The sequence below is a fragment of the Nitrospiraceae bacterium genome, from assembly GCA_019637075.1.
Taxonomy (GTDB): Bacteria; Nitrospirota; Nitrospiria; order Nitrospirales; family Nitrospiraceae; genus JAHBWI01.
Window position 1 is genome coordinate 119,430 of the sequence record JAHBWI010000003.1, and the last position, 26,318, is coordinate 145,747.

Here is a 26,318-nt window from a genome sequence, read left to right on the forward strand (position 1 = left end):
GCGCGCTGCTCCCCATCCTGGGAAGCCCGGTGCGGGGGATCAGGCTATGGCCAGTTCGTCGACGTAGGCGTCGGCAGCGGGCTGGAGCTGGTGGTCGATTAATCGGTGAATCCGGCTTTGGTCGTCACGTCGTACGCGGATGAACTCAATTCCGGCGATCTCGCCCAAGGTCCAACGCACCTTGGCCAACCCCACGCTCACGGGTCGGGCTTGATCCGGCGTCATCATCCGGAGTTCTAGGTAATCTCCCGGCTGGACGGACTGGGAGGTCCGAATCGCGCATCCCGGAGCCGACAGGTTGATGACCGTGCCGTGGCCGATCATCGAATCTCCGGAAAAGCGCACTGGGTAGTTCACGGTGACACGTACTGCAGAACGAAGTTCCCTTTCCATGGTAAGGCCTCCTTGCCTTGCTCCTGCCTCTTTCGGAGGGAGTGGCGCGGAACTTGAGTGCGAGTAGCAGAATCGACCGGAAGGGCTGTTGCCTAAGGAGCCGTTTGGGGGAAAGGGGAACCTACTCCGGCCGAGCCTTGCTGTGCGTCACCCAAAAGGCCAATGGGAGGGCGATGGGAAAGGGGAGGAGGATCAGGATCCATAGCGCCAACTGCCTTGGAGCGAGTGAAGGGAATGGAGGTCGAAAAGTCAGGCGAAACATGGCAAAGCCTACCGCGAAGGTGAAATATTCTGGGGCCTCAGATCCGGGATGAGCGACGGGGTGCCGTACCGACCAGACGCATGACATCGGCGATCCAACGTGCCCATACAAGCCCAAACACAATGACCGTGAGCAGCAATCCACTGGCGTCCATCGAGATTCTCCTGGGGGTTAGACCCTGTCGACTCTTACTGGAACTCCAAATGAGCAACCGACATGCCATGCGCGAACCCTGCAGCCGGTGCCAGGCCAAATCCTTGAAATTCCATCATTCGTTGTTGGGAAGTGGGTAGCGGGCTGGCTCCGGTGATTGTGGAACTATTGGGAACGGATACGCGACTGTATCCGTTCCGATAATGCCCTCCAGGATTACGCCGGACAGCCACCGCCGGCCGGCTCTGTTGATTTCGTCAGGGGAAAAGGGTATCCATCTGCCCATCCCGCGAAATTTACGGATTTGGTCTCGGTCGGACGGAGGTGTCCGTGGAACGACGAGATACGCCGCGTTATGAGGTTGAGGTCCCGCTGACGTTCTCCGGCAATGAAATCGCCGGGGGAGGGATGGTGACGAGCCTTTCGAAGGAAGGCTGTCATGTCCTGAGCGAGGAATCCATGCCGTCTCACGCCTACTTGGCGCTTCGTCTGCAGTTGCCCGACCCGCACGAACCACTCAAGATCGAGGTCGCGGAGGTGCGGTGGGCAAATGCCACAGGGTTTGGGCTGTCCTTCGTGCATTTGCACGCGGAGGAAGTGCAGCGGCTTGGCCGCTTCATTTCCTGGCTGCGCCGGACACAGAACAACTGAGGGTTGTTCGTGCCTTACCGCGTGATGATCGGGAGGTCGACATGCACGTCGATCGGGGAGTCTTGTCTCCCGGTTGGGAATGGAGGAAACGGATGGGCGTTGACGACGGTCATCAGCGCCGCCTGGTCCAATTCCGCATTGCCTGAGCTGCGCTCTACCTCGATCAGTTGGGCTTCTCCGTTGGCATACAGGCGGAATTGGATCACCGGCATCCGCCGCACGGCATGCCGTCGCTGCGACAGCTCCTCGCGCAGCCGTTGTTGGATCAGCCCCTGCAGGTGTCGCCAGTAGCCGTTTTGTCGTCCCTGGGCGGCATTGTCGATCAAGTCCTCTTCCTGCAAACCGCCATCGAGCATGGCTAGCCCTCCGGGTGAGACCGAGTCCCGTCCGGCCAGATCCTGAAGCCGTATGGCGCCGGCAGCCGCTTCCGAGCGCAGGCTCCGATCCATGTAGCCAGGAGTGGCGATGGTGACCACGACCGACCGCCTGGCGATCTCCTCCAGATGCAGACCCTGCTGCCGGGCGAGCGAAACATGGAGCACGGTGGCCTTCGGCGGCGAGCCGATGGTCGAAGAGAGGCGGCCCAAGTCGACCGTTACCGACAGCCGGTGGGCATCAGGACGTGGTTCCAACGGTACCGTATAGCGCGGAAGGCCTTCCCCTTCGAACGAGGCCACGAGGGTTTCTCCCTGCCGGGTCGGTTGTTCCGGCACTTGTACCGTGACGGTCAGGCCGCGGTTCGGGGGTAGCGCTCCGTAGAGACTGTCGGCTGGAAGGTCGATTTGGATATCGTGAGCCGTGACGCGCGGTTGATTGCTACCAGCCCAGGTGGCGCTCAGCATCAAGGCGATGAGTCCGCCGATGATGAAGGGTCCGGTCCATCCGGCGATCCGCAACAGGACGAGTCTGGAAAAGGGTACAAACGAAGGCTGGGCTAACCGTGACATCGTGGCACCTTGGGGTAGTTTCTGGACGATGAAGACACATCATGAGTATCACGGGGGGCGGGCCTGGCCTAACCAAATGCACAATCATGTCATGCGTTCGTTCTGCCGGTTGCGCAGCATACGGCGGTTCAGGCAGGATGACAGCATCGGTGAAAGGTAGGTGCCATGACGACCTCGTCGACATTTCCGGACCTTCCGCAGCTCAAGACTCCCTGTGTTATGGTCATTTTCGGGGCCGACGGCGACCTGACCAAGCGCAAGCTCATCCCTGCCCTTTACAACCTCATGGCAGGGCATCTGCTTCCCGAATCCTTCGCGGTAATAGGAACGGATAGGCTGGAGCATTCGACTGAAGAGTACCGAGCCAAGCTCGATCGGGTGATCGGTGATTACCTCCCGCGCGGATTCGACCGAACCGTATGGCACGCGCTGCTTCGGCGCATTCACTACCTGCCGGGAGATTTCCAAGAAGGGACGACGTACCGGAGACTCAACGAAATCCTGCAGGAGATCGACCGGTCGGAAGGCACCAAGGGCAACTATCTCTTTTACCTGGCCACCGTGCCGGGGCTGTTCGGCGAGATCGTGCGGCATCTGGGCGAGTACGGGTTGGTGGTCGAACGGGATGGTCTCTGGCGTCGCGTGGTGATCGAAAAGCCCTTCGGACACGACGTGGATTCGGCCAAGGCGCTTAACTACGAATTGCAACGGGCGCTGCGCGAACAGCAGATCTACCGCATCGACCATTATTTGGGCAAAGAGACGGTCCAGAACATTTTGGTGTTCCGCTTCGCCAATGGCATCTTCGAGCCGGTCTGGAACCGGCAATACATCGATCATGTGCAGATCACGGTGGCGGAGAGTCTCGGGGTCGAGCATCGTGGGCGCTACTACGAACAGGCCGGGGCGCTACGGGACATGGTGCCGAACCATTTGCTCCAGCTCCTCTGTTACCTCGCCATGGAGCCGCCCAATTCTTTCGCCGCCGATGCCGTGCGCGACGAGAAGGCCAAGGTCTTGCGCGGAGTGGTGCCGATGAGTTCGCTGGATGTCCTTCGGTTCGTGGCCTTTGGTCAATACGGTGAAGGCACGATCGATGGCAAGCCCGTGGTGGGGTATCGGGGGGAACCGCTCGTGGCTCCCGAGTCGCTCACCGAAACCTTCGTAGCCATGAAACTGTTCATCGACAATTGGCGATGGGCCGGCGTCCCGTTCTATCTGCGAACCGGCAAGCGCATGGCTAGGCGGTTGACGGAGATCGTTGTACAGTTCAAATGCGCGCCGTTCATGTTGTTCAGCAAGACCAAGGTGGATCGGCTCGCCCCCAACCTCCTGGTGATCCGCATCCAGCCGGATGAAGGGATTTCGCTCCGGTTCGATGCGAAGGTGCCGGGTCCGACCGTTCGGATCGGCACGGTGGACATGGATTTTCAGTACGCGGACTATTTCGGCAACGCGCCCAACACGGGCTATGAAACCTTGTTGCACGACGCCTTGGCCGGCGATGCGACGTTGTTTCAGCGGGCCGACAGCATCGAATTGGGTTGGCAAGTCGTGCAAATGGTGCTCGATGTCTGGAAGTCGCTGCCGACCGCCGCCTTCCCGAACTACGCGAGCGGGACCTGGGGGCCGACCGAAGCAGAGGCGTTGCTGAAGCGGGATGGGCGGGAATGGTGGAACGGCGGGCGGGCATGAGCAGGGCCGCAATTGGCCGGTTTTGTAAGAGATCGTGTGTGCCGGCGGCGACAGAGTGAGCGAGGGAGAAGCAGCTATGTCAGGAGCGAAGATGGAAGTGGCCACGCTGGCCGGCGGCTGTTTTTGGTGTTTGGAGGCCCTATTCGACCAGGTGGTGGGTGTGGAATCGGTCGAGTCGGGCTATATCGGCGGCCAAACGGAGAACCCTACCTACGAACAGGTCTGTTCAGGCCGGTCCGGTCATGCAGAAGCCGTGCGGATCACATTCGATCCGGCGCGGATCACCTACCGGGAACTCTTGGATATGTTCCTCGTTAGTCACGATCCCACCACGCTCAATCGTCAAGGCAACGATACGGGAACCCAATATCGGTCAGGCATTTTTTACCACTCCCCCGAACAGAAACAGATCGCAGAGGACGCGATTGCGGCGGTCACTCAGAGCAAGCTGTATGCGAATCCCGTCGTGACCGAGGTGGTTCCCGCCGGGCGGTGGTACGAGGCGGAGGGGTACCATCAGGAGTACTTCGTTCGAAATCCCTTCCAGGGCTACTGCACCTATGTCGTCGGGCCCAAGGTCGCCAAGTTTCGCAATGCGTTTGCGTCCAGACTGAAGGCGTGAGAAGGCTCGTAGGGGCCCATCGCTTATGGCTAATGGCGTATGGCATGGGCAAGTGAAAGAACCAATCCGGCCATAGACTATAAGCCGCACGCTCTACTTCGGCCAGATTCTCCGCACACTGTCCGCAGCATCCTGCAGCACATTGACCTTTTGCATGACCTGCGAAGGTTTGATCAGTAATTCGGCTTGGGGCGGGCAAAAGGGCCATTCCACACGGCTCTTGCCCTGAACCTGGGCAAGGATGACGCTGTCCGGACCTTCCGAGGGGGTCTGCAACACGATCAGCGGATCTTTGGGGTCGAGCACGCAGGTGGATTCGAATCCCGCTTGTTGGTAGCGGTCCGGTTGAAACAGATTCACCTTGTGTGCCCCGTTGGAGAAAATCGTGTCGCCTTCGCGGATCGGGCCGGAGGGCGCCACGGAGTAGAGCACCAGCGGCGCAATCAAGATGACTGCGGCTGCGAGGCCGATGGACCAGAGCGGTGGCTCGGCGCCCCGCTGTCCGTTGGATTCAGCTCGATCCATGTTTCTTTACGTTCCGGCCCTGACGGCCCTTGTGGAACTCGGCGATTGTCTTCACACTATACAGTCTTGTATTGTCTCCACCACACGAGGTCTGTGCGTCAATGGTCTACTGTCCCATGTGCTCTGCCGGGGCAAAACGAGTCGCCCGTCACGGATGGCAGGATTTTTTCCTGCACCTGATCGGGTATTATCCCTTTCGCTGCACGATCTGCCTTCACCGGTTCCGTCTCCGCCGAAGAACCTGAGCGGACAGGCTCAAGGCTGTCTTGGGCGTCCTGGCCGTTCCCGTCAAGCCTCCAGTGCGTCGAACCAACCACGACACGCGTATCGGATTGGGCCCCTTGATTTGCCTCTGTGGATTCCACTAGGCTCCCCACTAGTGAAAGTCCCTGTCAATTCCTGCATTGGGACCGAGGCTGGGTTCAAGGAAGTCCGATCACATGTTCTTCTGTGACAAATGCTCCGGCTATACGCGGCGATCAAGCCGCCATGGGTTCATTGATTTCCTGTTCTACCTGGTAGGGTACTATCCCTACCGGTGCCTGCGTTGCACGAGGCGATTTCATCTCCGTCAGCGGGCCTGAGCCCCGTTTCCCTTTCCGCTTGTCCTGTCCCCGATACATCCGGCCCTAGCTACTGAGCTGTTCCTGGCTTGCTCATCGAAATCAGGAGCGACTGGAGGGCGGTGCCCCATCGCTGGGCCATCATCCGCTCTCCTTGAGCATTGGGATGGACTCCGTCCGAAGTCATAGTGGCTGGGTCGAAACCGGTGGCTAGGTCGACCAAGACGATGGGTGACTCCGTGGTCGATCGGTCTTTGGCCACTGCTGCCAAGGCCTGATTGAATCCGGCAATCGCCTGCAAGGGTTTGAGGGTTGAGGGAATGATCTGGGCCAACAGGATATGAATATGCGGGTTCACGCTGCGGAGTCTCTCGATGACCTCGCCGATGGCCTGAGCAGTCTCGGGTACGGACCGGCCTTGCCAGAGATCGTTGGTCCCGAGATGGACGAGCACGAGGTCGGGACGCGCCGCAGTAGCCCAGGGCACGATACGGTCGCGTATCTGGTCGGCTCGCCACCCGCTGTGTCCTTCGTGTTGCTGATCGAAGTCGCCGTAGCGAGGAACTCCGCCGCGAACTCCGGTCATGGAGCCCACGAAGTCGGCGGCAATGCCGCGTTCGTGAAGGAATTGCCAGAGATAATATCGGTAACTGGCTTCTCCTGGTCCGGACTCGGTAATGGAGTCTCCCAGCGGCATGATGCGAATGGGTTGTCCGGCGGCTGACAGAACGGGGAGGATACAAGAGGTCAGGAGGAGGAGGGCGCAGAGTCGCACACGGTCTAACGTGCATGGTCGGTCCATTGCGCTAGAGGATCCCATCATCCTCCGCGTCGAACGGCTCGGCCGGCGGGTCGGCTTCCGTCGCCCTGAGCGAGGCGAAGTCGAAGAGCCGCCGATCCAAGAGCAGAGCCGGTGCAACGTTGGAGAGGGAGGCAAAGAGGCTGTCACCCGATCCGGGGAATCGCGCTTCCCAATCCTGAAGGAGCGCCTTGACCTGCTGGCGTTTCAAGTCGGTTTGAGAGCCGCAGAGATCGCAGGGAATGATAGGGAATTTCAGCAGCTCGGCGTAGCGCGCGAGGTCGACTTCCTTCACATAGGCCAACGGACGGATGACGAGATGGCGGCCGTCTTTAGAGCGGAGTTTGGCCGGCATGGCCTTCATCTTGCCTGTAAACAACAGATTCAACAGCAATGTTTCAACGATATCGTCCCGATGGTGGCCCAGGGCAATCTTCGTCGCCCCTAACTCGCCGGCCAGGCGGTAGAGGTGGCCGCGGCGAAGGCGGGAGCAAAGCGAGCACATCGTATCCCCTTCGGGGATCAGCCGTTTGACGACCGAATAGGTATCGCGGGTTTCAATGTGGAACGGCACGCCGCGGCTCGTCAGATACTCCGGCAACACGTGGGCAGGGAAGCCAGGTTGCTTTTGATCGAGATTGACGGCAATGAGCTCGAATCGGACGGGGGCTCGCCGTTGCAGGGACAGCAAGACTTCCAGCATTCCGTAGCTGTCTTTGCCTCCCGATAAGCAGACCATGACGCGGTCGCCGTCTTCGATCATGCGATAGTCGGCGATCGCCTGCCCGACTAGACGAGAGAGCCTGGTGTGGATCTTCTCGGCCTCGTCGGCGAGGCGAGGCGGCGGCACCGGTGCTGTAGGGACGATGAGCGGATGGTCGGCCATGACGGGCATTCTACCTCAAGGGCTTTCTGGAATGGCATAGGCGCGTGAGTCCTGTCCGCAAATCGGGTATGGTAGCCCCCTCTATGGAATCCCTCTTGTTCGTCTGCTCGGGGAACATCTTTCGCAGCTTGGTGGCTGAATATGCCGTGAAATGGCACCTGGACTCTGAGCGCGATCTCCTGGTCGGTTCCGCCGGCATCGAGGCCTCGCCCCAGCCGATTCACCCGTTGGTGCGGCTTCGCCTGATCGAGAAGGGGGCGGACCCCCTGCGCCATGTCCAACGGAAGCTCAACCGCGATCTGTTGGAGGCGGCCACCATCGTCGTCGCGATGGGCGAGAACCATCGAGCGTTCATCCGGCAGGAGTTCGGGCGGGACGTGCCGCTGTTCAACCAGCTTTGCTTCGGAACCGACGAACCGATCTTAGATGTGCATGAGGCTGTTCCGAACTGGCAGGACAATCTCGAGCAATCCCGCGACTATCTGCATCACGTCATCGACCATATCTGGGCCGGAGTCCCCCGGCTATTGGAACGACTGCCCCCGCGGTAGCCCTCGGCCCTGGTCCCTGGGCGGTGTTGCCCGCCTTCCGTTCGGTGCCACCCATGCCCCCGGTCTTACCCTTGCGGGTATTTCCGTCGGTTTGAGGGGCGATCGTCCGGCAAATTTCTAATCAACTGCTATATTTGTCAAAGAGCAAATCGGCGACTCACGGGGCTTTTTGAGTGAGCGACTCATGGGGCGCACAGGAACGGAGCACAACCGGCGGTCCCGGACCGTCGAACGAACGCCCGAATGGGTGGAGTGGAGCGACGAGAAGCTGCTCGATGTGCGGATGTGCGACCTGCATCTCCGGATCGAGGGTAGTTTCTATGAGGCGCCGATCGAACAGTTATCCCACGAGCTCGGGGCGCGCCAACTTTCCTTCCGGCCATTTTTCTGGCTGTCGGATGAGTGGTTCACGCCGGACGAAGTGCCCGGGATCGCTCTGCCTTTCTATTTGGCCCATCCGCGACTGGCAAAACTGGAATCCAGCCAAATGTTGGAAGTCGAGGGCGGTACACATGAATGGTGCATGCGCATTCTGCGACACGAAGCCGGCCATGCGATTGAGAATGCCTATCTGCTGCGGCGGCGGCGCCGACGGCAACAACTCTTCGGCCGGTCCTCGCAGCCCTATCCCAACTATTACACGCCTCGCCCATACAGTCGGAGTTTTGTCCGCCACCTGGACGTCTCGTATGCGCAGAGCCATCCCGACGAGGACTTTGCCGAGACCTTCGCAGTGTGGCTCGACCCGCAGTCGCAATGGCGGGAACGGTATCGTGGGTGGCCGGTGCTCAAAAAACTGGACTACGTCGAGCGGTTGATGGCAGAGCTGGCCGGAGTCGCCCCTGCAGTCACCGACCGTCAACAAGTCGATCCGCTGCGGCGCATCTATACGACACTGCGTGATCACTACGAGGCGAAGCGTAGGCATTATGGCGTCGACCGCAAGCCGTCGTACGACGCGGATCTCAAAAAGCTGTTTTCCGATGAACCGGTGTATACGAAGAACCCCAGCGCCGCGGCGTTTCTCCACCGTACGAGGAAAGACATTCGCCGGCGCGTGGCCGAGTGGACCGGCGAATATCAGTATACGATCGACCAAGTCCTCGAGGGCATGATCGATCGGTGCCAAGCGTTGCGGCTGCGCCTGACCGTATCCAAGGAACAGGCCAAGCTGGACTTCGCGATTTTGCTGACCGTGCAGACGATGAACTATCTCCAGAGCGGACGACATAAGGTGGCACTATGAGGCGACTGCGCATACTCGTGCTCATGCACAAAGACCTGGTTCCGCCGGATCAGGTGAACGGGCAGGATCTGGATGCCGTCGGGTGGAAGACCGAGTACGACGTGGTATCGACGCTGAGGAAGCTCGGGCATGAGGTGCGTGCGCTCGGCGTGAAGAGCGACCTCGAAGTCATTCGCGCGGCGGTCGAAGACTGGAAGCCGCATATTGCGTTCAATCTCTTGGAAGAATTCGACGGCGTGGCGGTGTACGATCAGAATGTCGTCTCCTATTTGGAGCTCATGCACGTTCCCTACACGGGATGCAATCCGCGCGGCCTGATGTTGGCGCGCGACAAGGCGCTCGCCAAACAGGTGATGTCGTACCATCGCATTCCCTATCCGGAATTCATGGTGGTACCGCTGCATCGCATGGTGCGTCGGCCGAAGTACCTGACATTTCCCTTGATCGTGAAGTCGGTCAGCGAAGAAGCGTCTCTCGGGATCTCGCAGGCTTCGATTGTCGAAGACGATGAGAAGCTGCGCGAGCGCGTGGCGTTCATCCATGACAGCGTCGGCACTGGTGCCATCGTGGAGCGCTACATCGAAGGGCGCGAACTCTACGTCGGGGTTATGGGCAATGCGCACCTTCAAGTGTTTCCCGTGTGGGAACTCATCATGGACAAGATGCCGGATGAGGCGAAGCGCATCGCGACCGAGCGGGTAAAGTGGAGCCGCAAGTACCAGACCAAGTACGGCATCCGTTCGTGCGAGGCGAAGAATTTACCTGAGGGGACGGCCGATCAGATCCAACACCTGGCCAAGCGCGTATACCGTGCGCTGGGACTGAGCGGCTATGCCCGCATCGACATGCGAATGGACAGGGACGGCAACGTTTACGTCATCGAGGCCAACCCCAATCCTCAGATTGCCTGCGGCGAGGACTTTGCCGACAGCGCGGGAAAGGCCGAACTTGCCTACAAGGATCTCTTGCAAGAGTTGCTGAATGTGGGGCTTCGATGGCGCCCCGCCCAAGCCGCCTAGGCGCGGAGCTTGAAAAAGGCTTCTGGCGTCGTTGTCGCCGCACTCAAGGACTCGACGTACGGCTCAGTGTACGCCTTGCCCTCTCGTTCGCTGCTGCCTCGCCACAAGACCTTTTTGAAGTTCCGCGCGTATCTGGAATATTTGGGGGAGGAGCTCTAGGGTGAGAGCCCTCCCACCTCCCAGAATTGCCGGTCTTCCTTCCACTACATCTTCAGATGTTTCTTTAAAATCTCCGAGTGGTAGATTGCCGTGTTGCTCTTGCCGAGGTCATGGGCATTTTGGAAGTGCGCAGTGGCGCCTGCGTGGTCGCCGTTCTTGTCCAGCACCAGCGCCAGATCATAGTGCGCTTCTGCCGACTGGGGATCTGCCTGTTCGCCTGCCGCGAAGTGCTTCTTGGCCAAGTCCCAGTGGCCCATCCCAAAATGTTCAATCCCTTCGTTGAGATGGGATTCAGCCTTCGAGCCCGTGCCGGCCTTCAGCGGCTGGGCTTCCTTCTCCATGCCGGCCCAGGCCGAGGTTGCAACCAACAGTGAAGCTGCGGCGATAACAGTGATGGCTTTCGTCATGATCTCCTCCTTGGTGAGTGTGTGGATAACCCTCACCATTTCTTACGGAGGAATAGGCTGGCTGGATCTGTCGCTGTGGGGCGAGAAACGGTGCTCAATGCAGACGGCTGATACTGATGGCTAAGACCTATGGTCCCCAGCGAATGCCGAACAGAAGGGCGACGCTGGTGTTGTCGTCAGGGACGGGAGCCGAGAGTGTGAGGTGGTGAAGGTTCACCATCAGAGTGCTGGCGAAGGCGATCTTGGGGCCGACCTGATATTCCAGCGAGAGTCCCAGGGGGATGAAATGGCTGGTGTCGTTGCGGTCGATCTTCGTAGGGCCGCTGCCTTTGTTGAGGTCGGCGTGCACCAGCCCGAGTCCGGCAAACGGGACGATATTGATGCCGCTGGTCAGCCGCAGGTGATACTTGGCGACCCCCGCGACCGCCACCTGGGTTAGGTCGCCGATCGGCGTGAAGAGCGCCAACCCGCCGAACGAAAAATTCTGATCCATGTAGTAGTCAAGCCCGAACCCCAACGCGAAGGTCGTGTTGTTGGTGGTGTCGGTCCATAGACCAAGATCGGTGGCAAACCCCCAGTGGTTCTCATCTGCGCTCGACAGCGAGGGGGCGAGCAAGCATAGGGCCCCGGCGACCAGCGAGAGGCAGGCAAATTGGCGGAGAAAAGTCAGGATGTGCATAGCGTGAGGCCCGATGCGGCGCGGACTCTATCATAGGGCTGATGCTCGGACAAGAGCAGTCGCGCGATGGAGTGGCCGGCCCCGTTGTCTCCTCAAGGGCGGCTGCAGTATTCTCTGGCGAAATCTGAGAAGGAGTAAACGATGGCGACCCAGCCTATGACCCCTGCGGAGGCGGCCTCCGCGCTGTACAAATTGCTGCCCCGTTATCTGTCCCCTGAATTTTTGAGTGACTATGGCCTGGATGTCAGTGAGAGTCAGGCGGGGGATATCACCAGAGAGGTGCTCTCGTTTAACCTCTATTGGGTGTCGGCTGCGATCAACGCCCACATTCCCCGTCAATATCGCGAGGTGCTCTTCAACCGCGTGCTCGAACTGATCCAGGCGGAGTGGGGCAGTGCCTTCAAGTCACAGGACGTGGAATGGAAGGATTTTTTGACCGAGGCGGGAGAACGCCGCGAGCTCTATGCGCCGGTGGGGAATTTTGAAGGGGGCGCAGAGGCGACGTCCGAACAGCTTGCCGACATCTTGGAGGACGCCGGTGCGATCCAAAGCTGCGACAGGCCGAAATTGATGGTGCTCCTACCTGACGTCGTGCCGCTCGATAAGTACCAAGCGCTGCTGGATGAGGCCTCTTAACTCGGGGCTCAGCCGCCCGTGAAGCGGCGCTCGTATCTCGGCAGGCCGGGAGGAGAGCCTCCTTGAGACGAGATACCCTTCACGTGCGACGCTTCACGCGGTCTCACAAGTAGCGATGCGACAGCACCTTGCCGCTGTTGTCGATCTCATACAATAGGGGCGCGCCGGTGGGAATGTTGAGCTCCAACACCTGCTCACGCGTCAGCTGATCCAGTTGCATGACGAGCGCGCGAAGGCTGTTCCCGTGCGCTGCGATCAGGATGGTCTCCCCCTTTAACACGTAGGGCTTGATCCGGCTTTCATAGTAGGGCAACACCCGCTCGGCCGTATCCTTTAGGCTCTCGCCCCCCGGGGGACGGACATCGTAACTCCGGCGCCAAATCTTGACTTGCTCGTCGCCGTATTTCTTGGCCGTTTCAGCCTTGTTCAATCCTTGTAGTTCCCCATACATCCGTTCGTTCAGCGCCTTGTCCTTCTCGATGGGAATCGTGGTTTGGCCGAGCGATTCCAAGATCAAACGCATCGTTTCATTGGCGCGCGCGAGCACGGAGGAAAATGCGCGGTCGAATCGATAGCCCGAAAGTTTCTGTGCGGCGGCTTTGGCTTCCTCCACGCCTTTCGGGGAGAGGGGGACATCCACCCAGCCGGTGAAGCGGTTCTCGAGATTCCACTGCGACTCGCCATGCCGAATCAGGACCAATTTGCTCATCGTGGGTGCTCCCCTCGTTACACGGTGGCTTGTGCCTACTCCAAGATATGCGATTTCACGCAGGCGCTGTCAAGCATCGGCTCGTGCGCGGGGCCGTCCGACGGGGACGGCAGTGATCGGTTGCATTCATTTACACTGCTCAGTACGATGCGCCAACTCTCTGAGTCCGGGAATCCCATCGCATGACGACTATTTCCCCAGCAGACTGGTCGCGGTTGCAAGCCTGGTGGCTCGGTATGGGCAGTCGGCTGCAGGTGGAGGACCGAGTCCAGGCGTTTTTCGACCGGGCCCTGGGGGCGGAGCAGGCCCTGCCACGTGCGGCGCAGATGGGGGCGCAGCCCGAGTATATCTTGTTCGTCCTGCTGCGCTATTGGATTCCCGTCGTGTTGCCGCCGGCCGGACGCGAGCGGGTCACCAAAGGCGATCCCGACTACTGGTTGGAGTCGGAGCAACTGCTCAAGGCGGCGGTGGAACGATTGCGCGAGTTGAAGCCTTTGATCGAATTGCTCACATCAGCCAACCCGGTGGGGTCTGGCCAGGGAGACCGGTCTCGAGGCGCCTCGCCGGTGGTCGAGGTGGAGCTGGCCAACATGCTGCAGGGAATTGCAGAGGTTGCCGGCAGTTACGGCGGTCCCGACTATACCTCCGTCATCAAACAGTTTGATCCGGTTCCACTGCGGCAGACCCAGCCGTTCAAGCACAACAAGAAGAACAGCGCCGAACTGTGGGTCGTGTTTCTCTTGCGCGAACACTTTCGCAGCCTGGGGTTGGGGAAGGACCGCTATTGGCCGCTGGTGGCCGGGGTTTGCGCGGCAGCCGGGATCGTGAATCCGAACGGGCAAGCGTACCAGGCTGACGAACTCAAGTCCTGGTGGCAGAAGAATTGGCCTCGCACCTATACCCAGCTGGAGCAGACGCAGTCGGCTTCGGAGGTCAGCGGGGCGGCGTACCAGCAGGATTTTGATTGGTTCGTGGGCTGGGTCGAGTGGCAGCGATCACGGTAGTACGCCGCGTATAGCAAATAGCGTACGGCGTAGGGTGAGATAGGAACTCCGCGATTTCCGAGCCAGCAGCTATAGGCCGTAGGCTCGTTGCTGCTAGACGTTTGTCAGTCCTGCCGGGCGGGTTTTGGCAGGCGGGCCTTTCGGCCCGTCAGGAATCCCTTCTTTCAGCATCGCGACCACCAGCCCGATCTTGAGGACCAACAGGCCCACGCCGACCCACACGACATAGGGTTGGACTCCCCCCAATTCGCCGAGCATGGTCGCCCGCTGTGTCCCGTCGGCTGCCCGCTCCTGCTTGATCGTCGACAGCTGTTCCTTCACATGCCAGTAGTAGATGTAGTTCGCGCTGACACCGGCCATCAACCGCCAGACGATATCCGCCGAGAGATCCTGCGTCATATAAAACGCGAGGGCCGGACCGATCGCATAGATCAGCGCATAGAGGTACATCTTGCGGTACAGGAACCAGAGGAACGGTTCGAACACGAAGGCGGGCCAATGCCAGGTCAAGGCGAAGCGGGGGCCGGCCGAGCCGGTAAATTTCTTGAACGTCTGGAGGTAACGGTCCGCGTTCGGGCCGATGAAGGCTCGCATGAGATCCTCATCGGTCTGGGGTAACGGGGCAGTCGCAGGTGGCTCTGTGGTGGCCTCCGGTTCAGTGGCAAACGAGGTCCCGCACTGATGGCAAAAACGGGCGTCGTCTGGATTGAGTTGTTGGCACTGTCGGCACGGTTTCATGAGCCCCACCTTATCCCATCCGCCGTCGGCTCCCGTCAAGCGGGGTCATGTGCCGGTTGCGCGACGGATCGGCGCGGTGGGAGAGGCTGAGCGGGCTGTCGGTCGGTTGCTCTACGAGCCCACCCTATGATAGGTTCGCCGATCCACAAGGGGGGCTCTATCATGCCGACCGGAGAACTACGCCAAGACGCGGAACAGTACTTGATGAATACCTATGCGCGTCTCCCCATCTCCATCGTGCGGGGGCGGGGCAGCCGGGTCTACGACCTGGAGGGGCGGGAGTATGTCGACTTCGTGGCCGGCATTGCGGTCAACCTGCTGGGGCATGGCCATCCGGACCTGGTGCTTGCCATCCAGAAGCAGGTGCAGCAGCTCATCCATACGTCCAATTTGTATTACACCGAACCCCAAGTGCAGTTGGCAAAAATGTTGGTGGAGCATTCGTTCGCGCAGAAAGTGTTTTTCTGCAACAGCGGGGCGGAAGCCAACGAAGCCGCCATCAAGCTGGCCCGGAAGTATGCCCACGACAAGTATGGAGCCGGGCGGTTCGAAATCGTTACGATGAAAAACTCCTTCCATGGACGGACGCTGGCGACGTTGACCGCGACCGGACAGGAGAAGGTGCAGAAGGGCTTCGATCCGCTGATGCCGGGGTTCTCCTATGTCACGTTCAATGATCTCTCAGAGGTCGAGCGGGCGATGACCGAGAAAACCGCGGCGGTCATGTTAGAACCGATCCAAGCGGAGGGCGGGGTGCACGTCGCCGATCGCGCCTACATGCAGAGCCTTCGGGAGCTGTGCCGCGAACGTGATGTGCTGCTGATCTTCGACGAAGTCCAGACGGGTATGGGACGGACCGGTCCGTTGTTCTGCTATGAGCATTTCGGTATTCAGCCCGACATCATGACGCTGGCGAAGGGGCTGGGCGGCGGAGTGCCGATCGGCGCCTGTCTCGCGACCGACGCAGTGGCGAAGGCGTTTACGCCAGGGACTCACGCCTCCACATTCGGCGGGAATCCCTTGGCTTGCGCTGCGGGGCTGGCGGTCTTGCGCACACTGCTCGAGGGAAAGGTTTTGGACCATGCCCGCCGAATGGGCGATTACCTGGCCAAGGGATTGGCCGCCTGCAAGGAACGGCATCGGGTCATCAAGGAAGTGCGGGGCCTCGGTCTCTTGCAAGGCATGGAATTGGACACGGACGGGAAAGCTGTGGTCGCCGATTGTCAGGCTCGCGGGTTGTTGATCAACTGCACCGGCGATCGGGTGCTGCGGTTTGTCCCCCCACTCGTGATCACCCAGAGCGAGATCGATCGCTTGCTGCATGCGCTTCCGCAGGTGCTCGGCCAGCGAACAGCGGTCTCCGCTCACTAACCCTGTAGGGGCGCATTATGGCTCGGCGTCCTGGTCGATCGACCTCTCAGACCGGCCTCGGTAAAGATTTTCTCGATCTCCTTTCGATCCCACGAGCGGAACTCGACGGATTGTTGCGGCTGGCGGCCCAATTGAAGGCCAAGCAGGCGCGCGGAATTCCGCATCCGCTGCTGCCCGGGAAAATGCTGGGGCTGGTCTTCCAGAAGCCCTCGACCCGTACCAGGGTGTCCTTCGAGGCGGGCATGAATCAACTCGGCGGCCAGGCCATGGTGCTGCCGATGGGCGACATTCAGCTGTCGCGTGGCGAGACGGTGGCCGATACGGCTCGAGTCCTCTCCCGCTATCTCGACGCCATCGTCGTGCGCACGTTCGATCATGCCATCGTCGAGGAATGGGCGAGGGAGTCCACCATCCCGGTCATCAATGGACTCACGGATCTGAATCATCCCTGCCAGGCGCTATCGGATCTGCTTACGATTCAAGAAAAGAAGGGGCGTTTGGCCGGGCTGAAGATGGCCTATGTCGGCGACGGGAACAACGTCACGAATTCTCTGATCGAGGCGGCCGCCAAGATGGGAATGACGATCGCCGTCGGCTGTCCGCCCGGTTACCAACCCGACCAGCACATCGTCGATCGCGCGCGGGAGGAAGCAGTGGAGACCGGCGCCACGATCGAGATTGGCTCCGATCCGCTGGTGGCGGTGAAGGATGCGGACGTCCTGTATACGGATGTGTGGATCAGTATGGGGCGGGAACGGGAGCAGGCTCGGCGTCTGAAGATCTTGGCCCCCTATCAATTAAACGAGCGGCTGCTCAAGCGGGCCAAGCCGGACGCGCTCGTGATGCACTGCCTGCCGGCCCATCGCGGTGAAGAAATCAGTGCCGATGTCTTGGACGGCCCGCAATCGGTCGTGCTCGACCAGGCCGAAAATCGTCTACACATGCAAAAAGCGATTCTGGTGCGCCTGCTGGCGCGCGGCCGCAAGGAAAACGGAAAGAGGAAAAAGTAAGGCTATGAGCAAGTCAACGTACAAGAAGGTTGTGTTGGCATATTCGGGCGGATTGGATACGTCCGTCATTCTCAAGTGGCTCGAGGAAGTCTACGGCTGTGAGGTCATCGCGTTCTGCGCTGATTTGGGGCAAGGCGAGGACTTGAAGGGAATCAAGAAGAAGGCGCAGGCGTTGGGCGTCCGGAAGGTCTTTATGGAGGACTTGCGCGAGACCTTCGTGAAGGACCATGTCTTTCCGATGCTGCGTGGCAATGCCGTCTATGAAGGCAGCTATCTGCTGGGCACCTCGATTGCCCGCCCCCTGATCGCCAAGCGGCAAATCGAAATCGCCGCGGAAGAAGGGGCCGAAGCGGTGTGTCACGGCGCCACCGGGAAAGGCAACGACCAGGTTCGGTTCGAGTTGACCTACATGGCGCTCCATCCGCAGATCAAGATCATCGCTCCCTGGCGCGAATGGACGATGCGCTCACGGCGTGAGTTGATCGAGTATGCCGAAAAGCACGGGATTCCGGTGACGGCGACCAAGGCGAAGCCCTACAGCATGGATATGAACCTGTTTCATACCAGCTATGAAGGCGGCATCCTTGAAGATCCCTGGGCTGCACCGCCGGAGGAAATCTTCGTCATGTCGGTCTCGCCGGAACGGGCGCCGAACAAGCCGCGCGAAATCGAAATCGAATATGTGTCGGGCGATCCGGTCGCGGTCGACGGAAAGAAGATGGGACCGGCCGCACTGTTGGCCCATCTGAACAAACTCGGCGGCGAGCACGGGGTCGGCCGCGTCGATCTGGTGGAAAATCGGTACGTGGGCATGAAATCCCGGGGAGTCTACGAGACGCCGGGCGGAACCATTCTCCATGCGGCGCATCGTGGATTGGAGTCGCTGACCATGGATCGCGAGGTGCTGCACCTGCGCGACAGCCTCATCCCGCGCTATGCGGAGCTGATCTATTACGGATATTGGTATGCGCCCGAGCGGGAGATGATTCAGACCGCGCTCGATGAAGCGCAGCGTGATGTGACCGGGACCGTGCGGGTGAAGTTGTACAAGGGGACTTGCACCGTGGTCGGCCGCAAGTCGCCGCGCTCGCTCTACCGGTTGGACATGGCGACTTTCGAAGAAGATGAAGTCTATCGGCAGAAGGATGCGGAAGGTTTCATCCGGCTCAATGCGTTGCGATTGGCGATCCGCGCCCAGCGTAAGAAGGGATCGCGCAAGTAACCCATGGCGAAACCGAAGTCGACCAAATCTACCACCCGTCGACCTGCCGCATCAGGCCGGACGGCAAAAGCTCTTCCCCAAGGGAAGGCTTGGGGGGGACGGTTCGCTGAGCAAACCGATCGGCTGGTGGAGCAGTTCACCTCGTCGCTTTCGGTGGATCAGCGGCTCTATTCCTACGACATCCAGGGCAGCGTTGCGCACTGTCGGACGCTGGAACGAGCCGGGGTGTTGACCTCGCGGGAAGCCGCTGAATTGGTTCGAGGGCTGGAGCTCGTCAAGGCCGAGCTGGACGAGGGCCGTTTCCCGTTTCTGCCGCAGGATGAGGACATCCATATGGCGATCGAACGTCGCCTGACCGAGCTGATCGGTCCGTTGGGCGGAAAGCTCCATACCGGGCGGAGCCGCAACGATCAGGTCGCATTAGACCTGCGGTTGTTCCTGCGGGATGCGTTACAGCGGTTGGGGAGCCAACTGCAAGAGTTTCAGCGAGTGTTGGTCGCTCAGGCTCGTGCGCACCTGCACGTCGTCATGCCGGGCTATACGCATCTGCAGCGGGCGCAGCCAGTGCTCTTGGCGCACCATCTGCTGGCCTATGTAGAAATGTTCGATCGAGACCGCGGGCGGCTGCACGATGATCGCAACAGATTGAACGTCATGCCGCTCGGTTCCGGCGCACTTGCCGGGTCCAACTATCCCGTCGATCGCGAGTACACGGCCAAGCTGCTGGGGTTTCCTGCGGTGACGCGAAACAGTCTGGACGCCGTGTCGGATCGGGACAGCGTCGTCGAAACGCTGGGGGCTCTGTCGCTGATCATGATGCACTTGTCGCGGCTGAGCGAGGAATTGATCCTCTGGGCGTCACAGGAGTTTCGGTTCGTGGATTTGCCGGATACGTTCTGCACCGGCAGCAGTATGATGCCTCAAAAGAAAAATCCCGACGTGCCTGAACTTGTTCGGGGGAAGACCGGGCGGGTGTACGGGCATCTCATGGGGATGCTCACCCTCATCAAGGGGTTACCCTTGAGCTACAACCGGGATCTGCAAGAAGATAAAGAGGCGCTCTTCGATGCGGTGGACACGACCGGGCAGTCGGTGGTGTTGTGCACGGAATTGATGCGTCGGGCTCGCTTCAACGAATCGGTTATGCAGCAGGCTGCCGAAGGGGGGGGGATGTTGGCGACGGAAATCGCCGACTATCTGGTCACCAGGGGGGTGCCCTTCCGGGAGGCCCATTCCATTACCGGTCGAATTGTGCGATCCTGTATTGAAAAAGGTCAAGCGCTTCAAGGTCTTAGCTTGACGGACCTGACCTCATTTTCCGACCGATTCGAAAAGGACGTACTCGATTGTTTGACTGTACAGGGGGCGATTGACAGAAAGGGGCAATTGGGAGGGACGGCGCGGCGACGCGTCGAACAGCGGATCAAGGAGTGGGAAAAGGCGCTGCGGGCATGAGGCCGTGGGGCAGCGGGGGCTGGTGTCGCCGGGGCGACTTGAGCGGTTGGGTCTTCGCGCTCATCGGTCTCTCCGGTTGTGGCGTACTCGGACCGCCGGTGCCGCCGGAAGATGTCGGCGTCAATCCCGTGATCGAACGGCAGTTGAGGCGGGAGGGACTGCTGGCGCCGGGGGAGGCTGTGCGAGGGACGGCTACGCGTCCGAGTGCACCGGGCCAGGTAACCATCGAAGAGTTTATCGATAACTCCATGGTACCGACCGGAGAGCCGTTACCCGTTCCGCCGACTCGATCAATGGGTAGTCGGTAACGTATCGTAGCTGGTACGGAAGGAGTGTTCGCGGTTTGTCATGGGGTGGGGGCTTCACACTGGGAAGCAGCCGCCCGGGAGGACTAGTGAACATGGAACTCATTCAACCATCCCGCACCTTCGTCTCGCCGACCAATGCGCCGAAACGCCGACTGCTGCTACTCGATCCGTATCCCCGCAACAGTCAGTACCATTTGACTGCTGCAGAACGTCGGGCCGTATGGTTTCCCAAGCTGAGCCTGCCGACCATTGCTGCGTACACGCCGGAACATTGGCAGGTGGACTTGGTTGATGAGGCGGTTCGGGACATCGATTTTGACCACCCCTGTGACTTGGTGGGTCTGTCGGTCATGACCTGTTATGCACCGAGGGCCTATGAGATCGCCGCGGAGTTCCGAAAGCGTGGGGTCAAGGTCGTGATGGGTGGTGTCCACGCGACCTACTGTCCCGACGAAGCATTGCAACATGTGGACACCGTAGTGTGCGGCGAGGCCGAAGATCTGTGGCCGGAGGTCGTATCCGACTTCGAGGCCGGGCATATGAAGCGCAAGTATGAGATGCGCGCCTTCCCCTCGCTGGAAAACTACCTGAGTCCGCGAGTTGAGTTGCTGAGTCCGGACGCGTACATGACTCGGCAGTGCAGTTTTACGACGAGGGGCTGCCATTTCGATTGCGAGTTTTGCAGCGTCTCGCCGTTCAATGGAAAGACGACGCGGCGGCGGCCGGTGCTAGAAGTCATTCGCGAGATCCTGCGTGTGAAGCACTGGATTCGAAGCGAGATCGTCGAGCGCATGTGCACGGATTCCCTCTGGCAGGCGCTCAAGACCGGATTCCGTATGAGGGTGGGCATTGAGGACGGCAGCATCGTGGCGTTCGTCGATGACCTGCACAACAGCAACCGCGCCTATTGCCGCGAACTCTGGACGGCATTGAAGCCGCTGAACATCAAGTGGGGCTGTCAGTCGACTCTGTTCTTGGCCGATGACGAAGAAATGGTGAAGCTGGCGGCCGAGAGCGGGTGCGTGTCGGTGTTCGTCGGGATGGAATCCCTCGACGAGGATTGCCTCGAAGAGACCAATAAGCCCTTTAATCGGGTCCAAAAGTTCGCGCAGGAAATCGACATGTTTCACAAGTACGGAATCATGGTGAATCCCGGCATCGTCTTCGGCTTCGACAACGACGATGAATCGGTGTTCGAGCGGGCTGTGGATTTCCTTACTGCCACGAAGGTGGAATTGGCTTACTTCAACGTGTTGACGCCGTTACCAGGCACGGCCTTGTATGACCGGTACAACAAGGAAGGCCGTATTTTCGACCGTGACTGGTCTAAGTATGATGGGAAGCACGTGGTGTTTCGGCCGAGTCGAATGACACCGGAGCAACTGCAAGAGGGATTCAACTGGGCCAACCACCAGTTTTACTCGCTGTCGTCGATTTGGAAGCGCCTCTCCGGTACCCAGCAGCGTTTGGTCGCCCGATGGGAAATGAATCGGGAATTTCGCAAGCTCGTCAAGCGGTCCTGTCCGAAGGGGACATTGTCACCGGTTGCCAAGGTGCTGAAGAATCTTCAGGCGAAACTGCCGATCGTCGATACGGCCCAATTAATTCCAAATGCGATGTACGCCATCAAGCAGCGGATCGACCAAACCGCGGCCCCGGCCCACAGTCTCTGGTTGAATATCAAAGCGAAGCGGCACGACCAAAAAGCAGCCGTCGTGGTCACGCTGGAGGGCACCCTCGACTCTGTCGGGGCGAAAGAGTTACTGAAGCGTATTCGTGAGGCGGCCGAGAAGGCGCGCTTGGACGTCATTGTAAATTTCGAACATCTGAAACATGCCACGCCGGAGGCGCTGAAGGCGCTGCTGGACCGTGAGGCGGTAAAATCAGTACTTCCCTACGCCAAGGTGCGGTATCAAAAATTTACCGCCGCCTTCCAGGGGGCACTCGAGGGGTTGTCATTAAACGGAGCTGAATTTTTGATCGAGGATCTTCAAGATGCATGACTTTGAGTATCGCCAAGGAGAACTGTACTGCGAGGATGTCCCACTGTCCCGTATCGCCAAGGAAGTCGGGAGCCCTTGCTATGTCTATAGCCATCGCACGCTGGTGCGGCATTTCCGCGCGTATGACGGGGCGTTCAAGAACATTCCCCACATCGTTGCGTTTGCGATGAAATCGAATTCGAACCTCGCCATCCTTCGGCTCATGGCCAAAGAGGGCAGCGGTGTGGATATTGTGTCGGGAGGGGAGCTCTATCGCGCGATGAAAGCCGGTGTGCCGGCCCAGAAAATCGTATTTGCCGGCGTAGGCAAGAGCCCGGAGGAAATCCGCGATGCGCTGAAAGCCGACATCCTGATGTTCAATGTCGAGTCGCCGGCTGAGTTGCAGGCGATCAACGACGTTGCGGCATCGATGGGCCTCAAGGCTCGGGTGGCCTTGCGCATCAATCCGGACATCGATCCCAAGACGCATCCCTATATCTCGACCGGTCTGAAGAAGAGCAAGTTCGGGATCGCGGCGGATCGTGCCATCGAAGAGTTTAAGGCGGCTTCGGCCCTCAGCCACATCGAGGTGGTGGGGGTTCATAAGCACATCGGATCACAATTGACCGAGGTCACGCCGTTCGTTGAGGCGCTCAAGAAGGTGCTGGGCTTGGTGCAGACCCTGAAAGAGCAGGGCATCAACATCCGGTACATCAATATCGGGGGCGGGTTGGGGATCACCTATTCGGACGAAACCCCGCCACAACCGAAAGATTTGGCTGAGGCAATTTCGCCCTTGGTGCGCGACTTGAAGTGCGTACTCATTATGGAGCCTGGCCGGGTAATTGTTGGAAATGCGGGCGTCCTGATCACCAAGGTTTTGTATACGAAGGACGGTGAGGCCAAGCGGTTCCTGATCGTGGATGCGGCGATGAACGACCTCATCCGGCCCAGTCTCTACGGGGCGTATCACGACATTCGGCCGCTCCATGAGAACAGCATTCATAACCCGAAACATATGGTGGATGTCGTTGGGCCGGTCTGCGAGTCCGGTGACTTCCTAGCGAAAGACCGGCAGCTGCCGGAAATGAAGGCCGGCGAATTGATGGCGGTGATGAGTGCAGGCGCCTATGGATTTGTGATGTCTTCCAATTACAACTCGAGGCCTCGAGTTCCCGAAGTGTTGGTCAATGAAGGGCAGATACACGTGATCCGTTCGCGTGAAACGTACGAGGATTTGGTCAAGGGTGAGCGCATTCCCTCGTTTCTGGAGTAGGTCCGCGGGCTGGTAGCCACCTTAAGAGGAGCATCGGATGTTTAGCGGTTCGTTGGTTGCGATTGTGACCCCGTTTAAGAACGGTAGGATCGATGAGCGCGCATTGGGCGACCTTATCGAGTGGCAAATTACCAGCGGGACGAATGGTATCGTCCCCTGTGGAACCACGGGAGAGTCCGCGACCCTGACCCATGCGGAACATGATCGGGTAGTGGCGTTCACCGTCGAGGTTGCCAAGAAGCGAGTCCCGGTGGTCGCCGGCACGGGCTCCAACAGCACGGAAGAAGCGATCGTGCTGACGAAACATGCGAAGCAGGCCGGGGTCGACGGGGCGCTACTGATCACTCCCTACTACAACAAGCCGACGCAGGAAGGGCTCTACCGCCACTATAAAGCCATCGCCGAGTCCGTCGATTTGCCGCTCGTGCTCTACAACATTCCGGGGCGAACCGGCGTGAATATGGCTCCGGCTACCGTAGCGCGACTCACTGCTTGTCCGACAGTCGTTGCGATCAAGGAAGGAAGCGGCAATGTGCAGCAAGCCTCCGAGATCATTCAGCTTTGCGGAGATCGGATGACGGTGCTGGCGGGTGATGATGCGCTGACGTTGCCGATGATGGCCGTTGGCGGCAAGGGCGTGATCACCGTGACAGCGAATCTCATGCCCGCCGAGATGTCCAGATTGGTGAGCACATTTCTGGACGGTCGTCTTGATGAGGCGCGTGCACTGCATTACCGCCTTTATCCGCTGTTTACTGCGCTGTTCTATGAGACAAATCCGATACCCGTCAAAGAGGCGCTGCAAATGATGGGGAAGATGGACGCGGAGCTCCGTTTGCCGCTGTGCCCGATGGGCACCGACAATAAGGATCGACTTGCACGAGTGATGAAAGAAGCCGGGCTGATCTAGCCCGCCTGAGGGAGAAGGATACTGTTGATGATTAAGGTGGTAGTGACAGGAGCTGCAGGACGCATGGGCTCGCGTCTTATCTCGCTGGTGAAGGATTCCGCGTTTTTGACCCTGGCCGGTGCTGTGGAGAGCAAAGGGCACCATGCTGTGGGAGAAGACGCTGGGGAGGTGGCAGGTTGCGGCCGCATTGGCGTGCCGATTTCTGACGATCTTTCAGGATTGATGGATCGTTCGGATGTGGTAGTCGACTTTACCACGCCGCCAGCGACGCTCGGCCATTTGAAAATAGTGTCACAATATCGCCGGGGAATCGTCATCGGGACTACAGGGTTTTCTTCCGCCGAATTGGATGAGCTTCGAGCCGCCGCGAAAGTCACTCCCTGCGTGTTTTCGCCCAATATGAGTGTTGGTATCAACGTGATCTATAAAGTCATTGGAGAAATGGCTAAGACATTGGGAGAGGATTACGACATCGAGGTCATTGAAGCGCATCATCGACTGAAGAAAGACGCACCCAGCGGTACCGCGCTGAAGATGGCGGAGGTTTTGGCCAGGGCGGTGAATCGCGATTTGGGACAAGTTGGGGTCTATGCTCGTAAAGGGTTGATCGGAGAGCGGACTCGAGGCGAGATCGGCATTCAAACGATCCGAGCCGGTGACATTGTGGGGGACCATACGGTCCTTTTCGGCACCATGGGGGAGCGGATCGAGGTGACCCATCGAGCCAGTAGTCGCGATACTTTTGCTCGAGGGGCGCTTCGAGCAGCCCGATGGTTGGTGAAGCAACCTCCAGGGCTCTACGACATGCTCGATGTTTTGGGGCTGAAGTAGCTCGCGCTTATAACGCTTATCTGTGCGGCGGGTCCTGGCCTCTGCCCACGGGTATTGAGTATCGGTGTGCCCTCTCAATGCACACCCTCGAAAAGCTATCTTCTAAAATATTTTAATGAGTTAGACAGGAGTCGATTCTAGATCATCGACTCGGTCTGGGGTGAGGCGTGACGATGCCCGCGCCGTGATGGCTGCGCGGAGCCCAAGGAAAACCGCCTGACCGGCTGCCGTCCATCTTGAATCAAACGGTAGGCCAAGAAAGGCCGCTTCTGCGGCCTTTTGCTCATCGCATGTGAGCGGTCTCGGTGCTGTTGTCATTGCAACGGGTTAATGTCGTGACGTGATCGGTCTCGGTTCAGCATCGGCTGCCTTCCGGCGTCCACAGTTCAGGCAAGCCAGCACTGTGATCGCCAACCCGGCATCGAGATCAACCGCCCGCTCAGGCAACATTGTTCCGCGGCATTTGTCACATTTATGCATGGATGTCTTCATAGCATTGCAATGTAGGACAAACCATCCACCTGAAGTACTGGAGCAACCGGGAAAAGGTCCCTTATTTAGGTACATTGCTCTGGGCCATTTGGCCCCAGCAATTGGATATTACGGGAAGGTTGGACTGGGCAATTAACTAGGTGATTGTCTAGGTTCATTGACAGGTCTTTCGACCGTTCCCTAGGATTGGGGTATAAGGTCGAAGATCCTACTATGTATAGACTTCTTTTGATTGCAGGCTTGTTGACGGTTCTCTACTTTCTCCTTCGGAGAGCTATTCGAGAACTTCGTGGTGCTGGGAAGAATATAGAGCCTTCTGCAGGGGGTGGTGATGGGAAGCAGATGGTCCAAGACCCTGTTTGCCGCGTATTTGTTCCAAGGGCTGAGGCCGTACGCGAAGAGGTGGGTGGGCAGACCTACTTTTTCTGCAGCCGCAACTGTGCCAAGGCATTCCAGAAACAGCTATCTGATTAACAACCTGAGTAACTGGTGTCCGAAACGCGATCGTCCTTGTCGAAATATAGAATCGTCTGGCACTCGTTGGGTTTGAAGTTGAAGAGAGGCGGGCCAGCCGAACCGCCTGCGATGCGATTGTAGATCCACTTTTCGCCTCCGAAAAACCGCGAAGCCTTTACGTCTGGCGCACCGAGTTCCTTTTCAATCCAAGTCTTATCCTTGCCCTGATAGCGCGTGAGAGACTGTTCGAGATAGGGGTTATGGCTGCAGGCCGAAGCCACAACGCCAAGTACTAGAACCGAGAGAAAACGCCGCATAGTCAACCTCCTCCTTGGACGCAGTGCAGAGACTCTCACCGCGA

At 59.2% G+C, this 26,318-nt stretch carries 28 protein-coding genes; 18 read left to right on the forward strand and 10 right to left on the reverse strand.

Going from position 1 to position 26,318, the window contains the following annotated elements; translation table 11 throughout:
* Window positions 1-39 precede the first annotated feature (39 nt).
* Window positions 40-393, reverse strand: a complete 354-nt coding sequence (locus KF814_08735; protein ID MBX3236223.1) for a PilZ domain-containing protein — start codon at window positions 391-393, stop codon at window positions 40-42.
* 745 nt (window positions 394-1,138) lie between these two features.
* Between KF814_08735 and KF814_08740 the strand changes: the two genes are divergently transcribed.
* Window positions 1,139-1,459 carry a PilZ domain-containing protein gene (locus KF814_08740; GenBank protein MBX3236224.1) on the forward strand — a complete coding sequence of 107 codons (321 nt, stop codon included), beginning with the start codon at window positions 1,139-1,141 and terminating at the stop codon, window positions 1,457-1,459.
* A gap of 14 nt (window positions 1,460-1,473) precedes the next feature.
* Here the strand turns inward: KF814_08740 and KF814_08745 are convergent, their stop codons facing one another.
* Window positions 1,474-2,406 (reverse strand): cell envelope integrity protein TolA, encoded by a 933-nt coding sequence (locus KF814_08745; GenBank protein ID MBX3236225.1) that lies wholly within the window; start codon window positions 2,404-2,406, stop codon window positions 1,474-1,476.
* Window positions 2,407-2,571: 165 nt separating this feature from the next.
* Between KF814_08745 and KF814_08750 the strand changes: the two genes are divergently transcribed.
* Entirely contained in the window at window positions 2,572-4,101 is a 1,530-nt protein-coding gene (locus tag KF814_08750) for a glucose-6-phosphate dehydrogenase (GenBank protein ID MBX3236226.1), read from the forward strand.
* A 76-nt stretch (window positions 4,102-4,177) separates the two neighbouring features.
* A complete protein-coding gene (msrA, locus tag KF814_08755) occupies window positions 4,178-4,723 on the forward strand; it encodes a peptide-methionine (S)-S-oxide reductase MsrA (GenBank protein ID MBX3236227.1) in 546 nt (181 codons plus the stop codon).
* 93 nt (window positions 4,724-4,816) lie between these two features.
* Here msrA and KF814_08760 read toward each other — a convergent pair whose 3' ends face one another.
* The 3 genes from KF814_08760 to ttcA all read right to left on the reverse strand — a co-directional run bounded on the left by KF814_08760 (window position 4,817) and on the right by ttcA (window position 7,478).
* Window positions 4,817-5,248 carry a hypothetical protein gene (locus KF814_08760; GenBank protein ID MBX3236228.1) on the reverse strand — a complete coding sequence of 144 codons (432 nt, stop codon included), beginning with the start codon at window positions 5,246-5,248 and terminating at the stop codon, window positions 4,817-4,819.
* 633 nt (window positions 5,249-5,881) lie between these two features.
* Window positions 5,882-6,613 (reverse strand): hypothetical protein, encoded by a 732-nt coding sequence (locus tag KF814_08765; protein ID MBX3236229.1) that lies wholly within the window; start codon window positions 6,611-6,613, stop codon window positions 5,882-5,884.
* 4 nt (window positions 6,614-6,617) lie between these two features.
* Complete coding sequence (ttcA, locus tag KF814_08770; GenBank protein MBX3236230.1) at window positions 6,618-7,478, reverse strand: tRNA 2-thiocytidine(32) synthetase TtcA; 861 nt, start codon at window positions 7,476-7,478, stop codon at window positions 6,618-6,620.
* 101 nt (window positions 7,479-7,579) lie between these two features.
* Here ttcA and KF814_08775 point away from each other — a divergent pair, with 101 nt between their 5' ends.
* The 3 genes from KF814_08775 (at window position 7,580) to KF814_08785 (ending at window position 10,312) form a co-directional block, all read left to right on the forward strand.
* Complete coding sequence (locus KF814_08775) at window positions 7,580-8,047, forward strand: hypothetical protein (GenBank protein MBX3236231.1); 468 nt, start codon at window positions 7,580-7,582, stop codon at window positions 8,045-8,047.
* 184 nt (window positions 8,048-8,231) lie between these two features.
* Window positions 8,232-9,293 (forward strand): putative zinc-binding metallopeptidase, encoded by a 1,062-nt coding sequence (locus KF814_08780; GenBank protein ID MBX3236232.1) that lies wholly within the window; start codon window positions 8,232-8,234, stop codon window positions 9,291-9,293.
* Window positions 9,290-10,312 (forward strand): ATP-grasp domain-containing protein, encoded by a 1,023-nt coding sequence (locus KF814_08785; protein MBX3236233.1) that lies wholly within the window; start codon window positions 9,290-9,292, stop codon window positions 10,310-10,312. The genes KF814_08780 and KF814_08785 overlap by 4 nt, the downstream gene beginning before the upstream one ends.
* A gap of 203 nt (window positions 10,313-10,515) precedes the next feature.
* Here KF814_08785 and KF814_08790 read toward each other — a convergent pair whose 3' ends face one another.
* Window positions 10,516-10,878 carry a hypothetical protein gene (locus tag KF814_08790; GenBank protein ID MBX3236234.1) on the reverse strand — a complete coding sequence of 121 codons (363 nt, stop codon included), beginning with the start codon at window positions 10,876-10,878 and terminating at the stop codon, window positions 10,516-10,518.
* Window positions 10,879-11,005: 127 nt separating this feature from the next.
* Window positions 11,006-11,557: a hypothetical protein gene (locus tag KF814_08795; GenBank protein MBX3236235.1), complete on the reverse strand. Its 552-nt coding sequence runs from the start codon at window positions 11,555-11,557 to the stop codon at window positions 11,006-11,008.
* Window positions 11,558-11,698: 141 nt separating this feature from the next.
* Here KF814_08795 and KF814_08800 point away from each other — a divergent pair, with 141 nt between their 5' ends.
* Window positions 11,699-12,193 (forward strand): hypothetical protein, encoded by a 495-nt coding sequence (locus tag KF814_08800; protein ID MBX3236236.1) that lies wholly within the window; start codon window positions 11,699-11,701, stop codon window positions 12,191-12,193.
* 103 nt (window positions 12,194-12,296) lie between these two features.
* Here the strand turns inward: KF814_08800 and KF814_08805 are convergent, their stop codons facing one another.
* Window positions 12,297-12,902 (reverse strand): 2,3-bisphosphoglycerate-dependent phosphoglycerate mutase, encoded by a 606-nt coding sequence (locus tag KF814_08805; protein ID MBX3236237.1) that lies wholly within the window; start codon window positions 12,900-12,902, stop codon window positions 12,297-12,299.
* A 182-nt stretch (window positions 12,903-13,084) separates the two neighbouring features.
* Here KF814_08805 and KF814_08810 point away from each other — a divergent pair, with 182 nt between their 5' ends.
* Window positions 13,085-13,906, forward strand: coding sequence for a hypothetical protein (locus tag KF814_08810; GenBank protein MBX3236238.1), 822 nt, complete (start codon window positions 13,085-13,087; stop codon window positions 13,904-13,906).
* A gap of 93 nt (window positions 13,907-13,999) precedes the next feature.
* On the opposite strand, the gene KF814_08815 is transcribed toward KF814_08810, so the two are convergent.
* Window positions 14,000-14,644, reverse strand: coding sequence for a DUF2628 domain-containing protein (locus tag KF814_08815; GenBank protein ID MBX3236239.1), 645 nt, complete (start codon window positions 14,642-14,644; stop codon window positions 14,000-14,002).
* Window positions 14,645-14,806: 162 nt separating this feature from the next.
* Between KF814_08815 and KF814_08820 the strand changes: the two genes are divergently transcribed.
* From KF814_08820 to KF814_08865, 10 genes are all read left to right on the forward strand, one after another.
* The gene (locus KF814_08820; GenBank protein ID MBX3236240.1) at window positions 14,807-16,015 is read left to right on the forward strand and encodes an acetylornithine transaminase; all 1,209 of its coding nucleotides are present in this window, start codon (window positions 14,807-14,809) and stop codon (window positions 16,013-16,015) included.
* A gap of 17 nt (window positions 16,016-16,032) precedes the next feature.
* Complete coding sequence (gene argF / locus KF814_08825; GenBank protein MBX3236241.1) at window positions 16,033-17,025, forward strand: ornithine carbamoyltransferase; 993 nt, start codon at window positions 16,033-16,035, stop codon at window positions 17,023-17,025.
* Window positions 17,026-17,029: 4 nt separating this feature from the next.
* A complete protein-coding gene (locus tag KF814_08830) occupies window positions 17,030-18,247 on the forward strand; it encodes an argininosuccinate synthase (GenBank protein MBX3236242.1) in 1,218 nt (405 codons plus the stop codon).
* Between the two features lie 3 nt (window positions 18,248-18,250).
* Complete coding sequence (gene argH / locus KF814_08835; protein MBX3236243.1) at window positions 18,251-19,702, forward strand: argininosuccinate lyase; 1,452 nt, start codon at window positions 18,251-18,253, stop codon at window positions 19,700-19,702.
* Window positions 19,699-20,010, forward strand: a complete 312-nt coding sequence (locus KF814_08840; protein MBX3236244.1) for a hypothetical protein — start codon at window positions 19,699-19,701, stop codon at window positions 20,008-20,010. Before argH ends, KF814_08840 begins: the two co-directional genes overlap by 4 nt.
* Before the next feature lie 92 nt (window positions 20,011-20,102).
* The gene (locus tag KF814_08845; GenBank protein ID MBX3236245.1) at window positions 20,103-22,013 is read left to right on the forward strand and encodes a cobalamin-dependent protein; all 1,911 of its coding nucleotides are present in this window, start codon (window positions 20,103-20,105) and stop codon (window positions 22,011-22,013) included.
* On the forward strand, window positions 22,006-23,268 hold the full coding sequence (gene lysA / locus KF814_08850; GenBank protein ID MBX3236246.1) for a diaminopimelate decarboxylase: 1,263 nt from the start codon (window positions 22,006-22,008) through the stop codon (window positions 23,266-23,268). The genes KF814_08845 and lysA overlap by 8 nt, the downstream gene beginning before the upstream one ends.
* A 37-nt stretch (window positions 23,269-23,305) precedes the next feature.
* Complete coding sequence (gene dapA, locus KF814_08855; GenBank protein MBX3236247.1) at window positions 23,306-24,178, forward strand: 4-hydroxy-tetrahydrodipicolinate synthase; 873 nt, start codon at window positions 23,306-23,308, stop codon at window positions 24,176-24,178.
* A 27-nt stretch (window positions 24,179-24,205) separates the two neighbouring features.
* The gene (gene dapB, locus KF814_08860; GenBank protein MBX3236248.1) at window positions 24,206-25,009 is read left to right on the forward strand and encodes a 4-hydroxy-tetrahydrodipicolinate reductase; all 804 of its coding nucleotides are present in this window, start codon (window positions 24,206-24,208) and stop codon (window positions 25,007-25,009) included.
* Between the two features lie 705 nt (window positions 25,010-25,714).
* Window positions 25,715-25,975, forward strand: coding sequence for a YHS domain-containing protein (locus KF814_08865; protein ID MBX3236249.1), 261 nt, complete (start codon window positions 25,715-25,717; stop codon window positions 25,973-25,975).
* Here KF814_08865 and KF814_08870 read toward each other — a convergent pair.
* Complete coding sequence (locus KF814_08870; GenBank protein ID MBX3236250.1) at window positions 25,972-26,274, reverse strand: hypothetical protein; 303 nt, start codon at window positions 26,272-26,274, stop codon at window positions 25,972-25,974. The genes KF814_08865 and KF814_08870 overlap by 4 nt on opposite strands.
* Window positions 26,275-26,318: the final 44 nt, after the last annotated feature.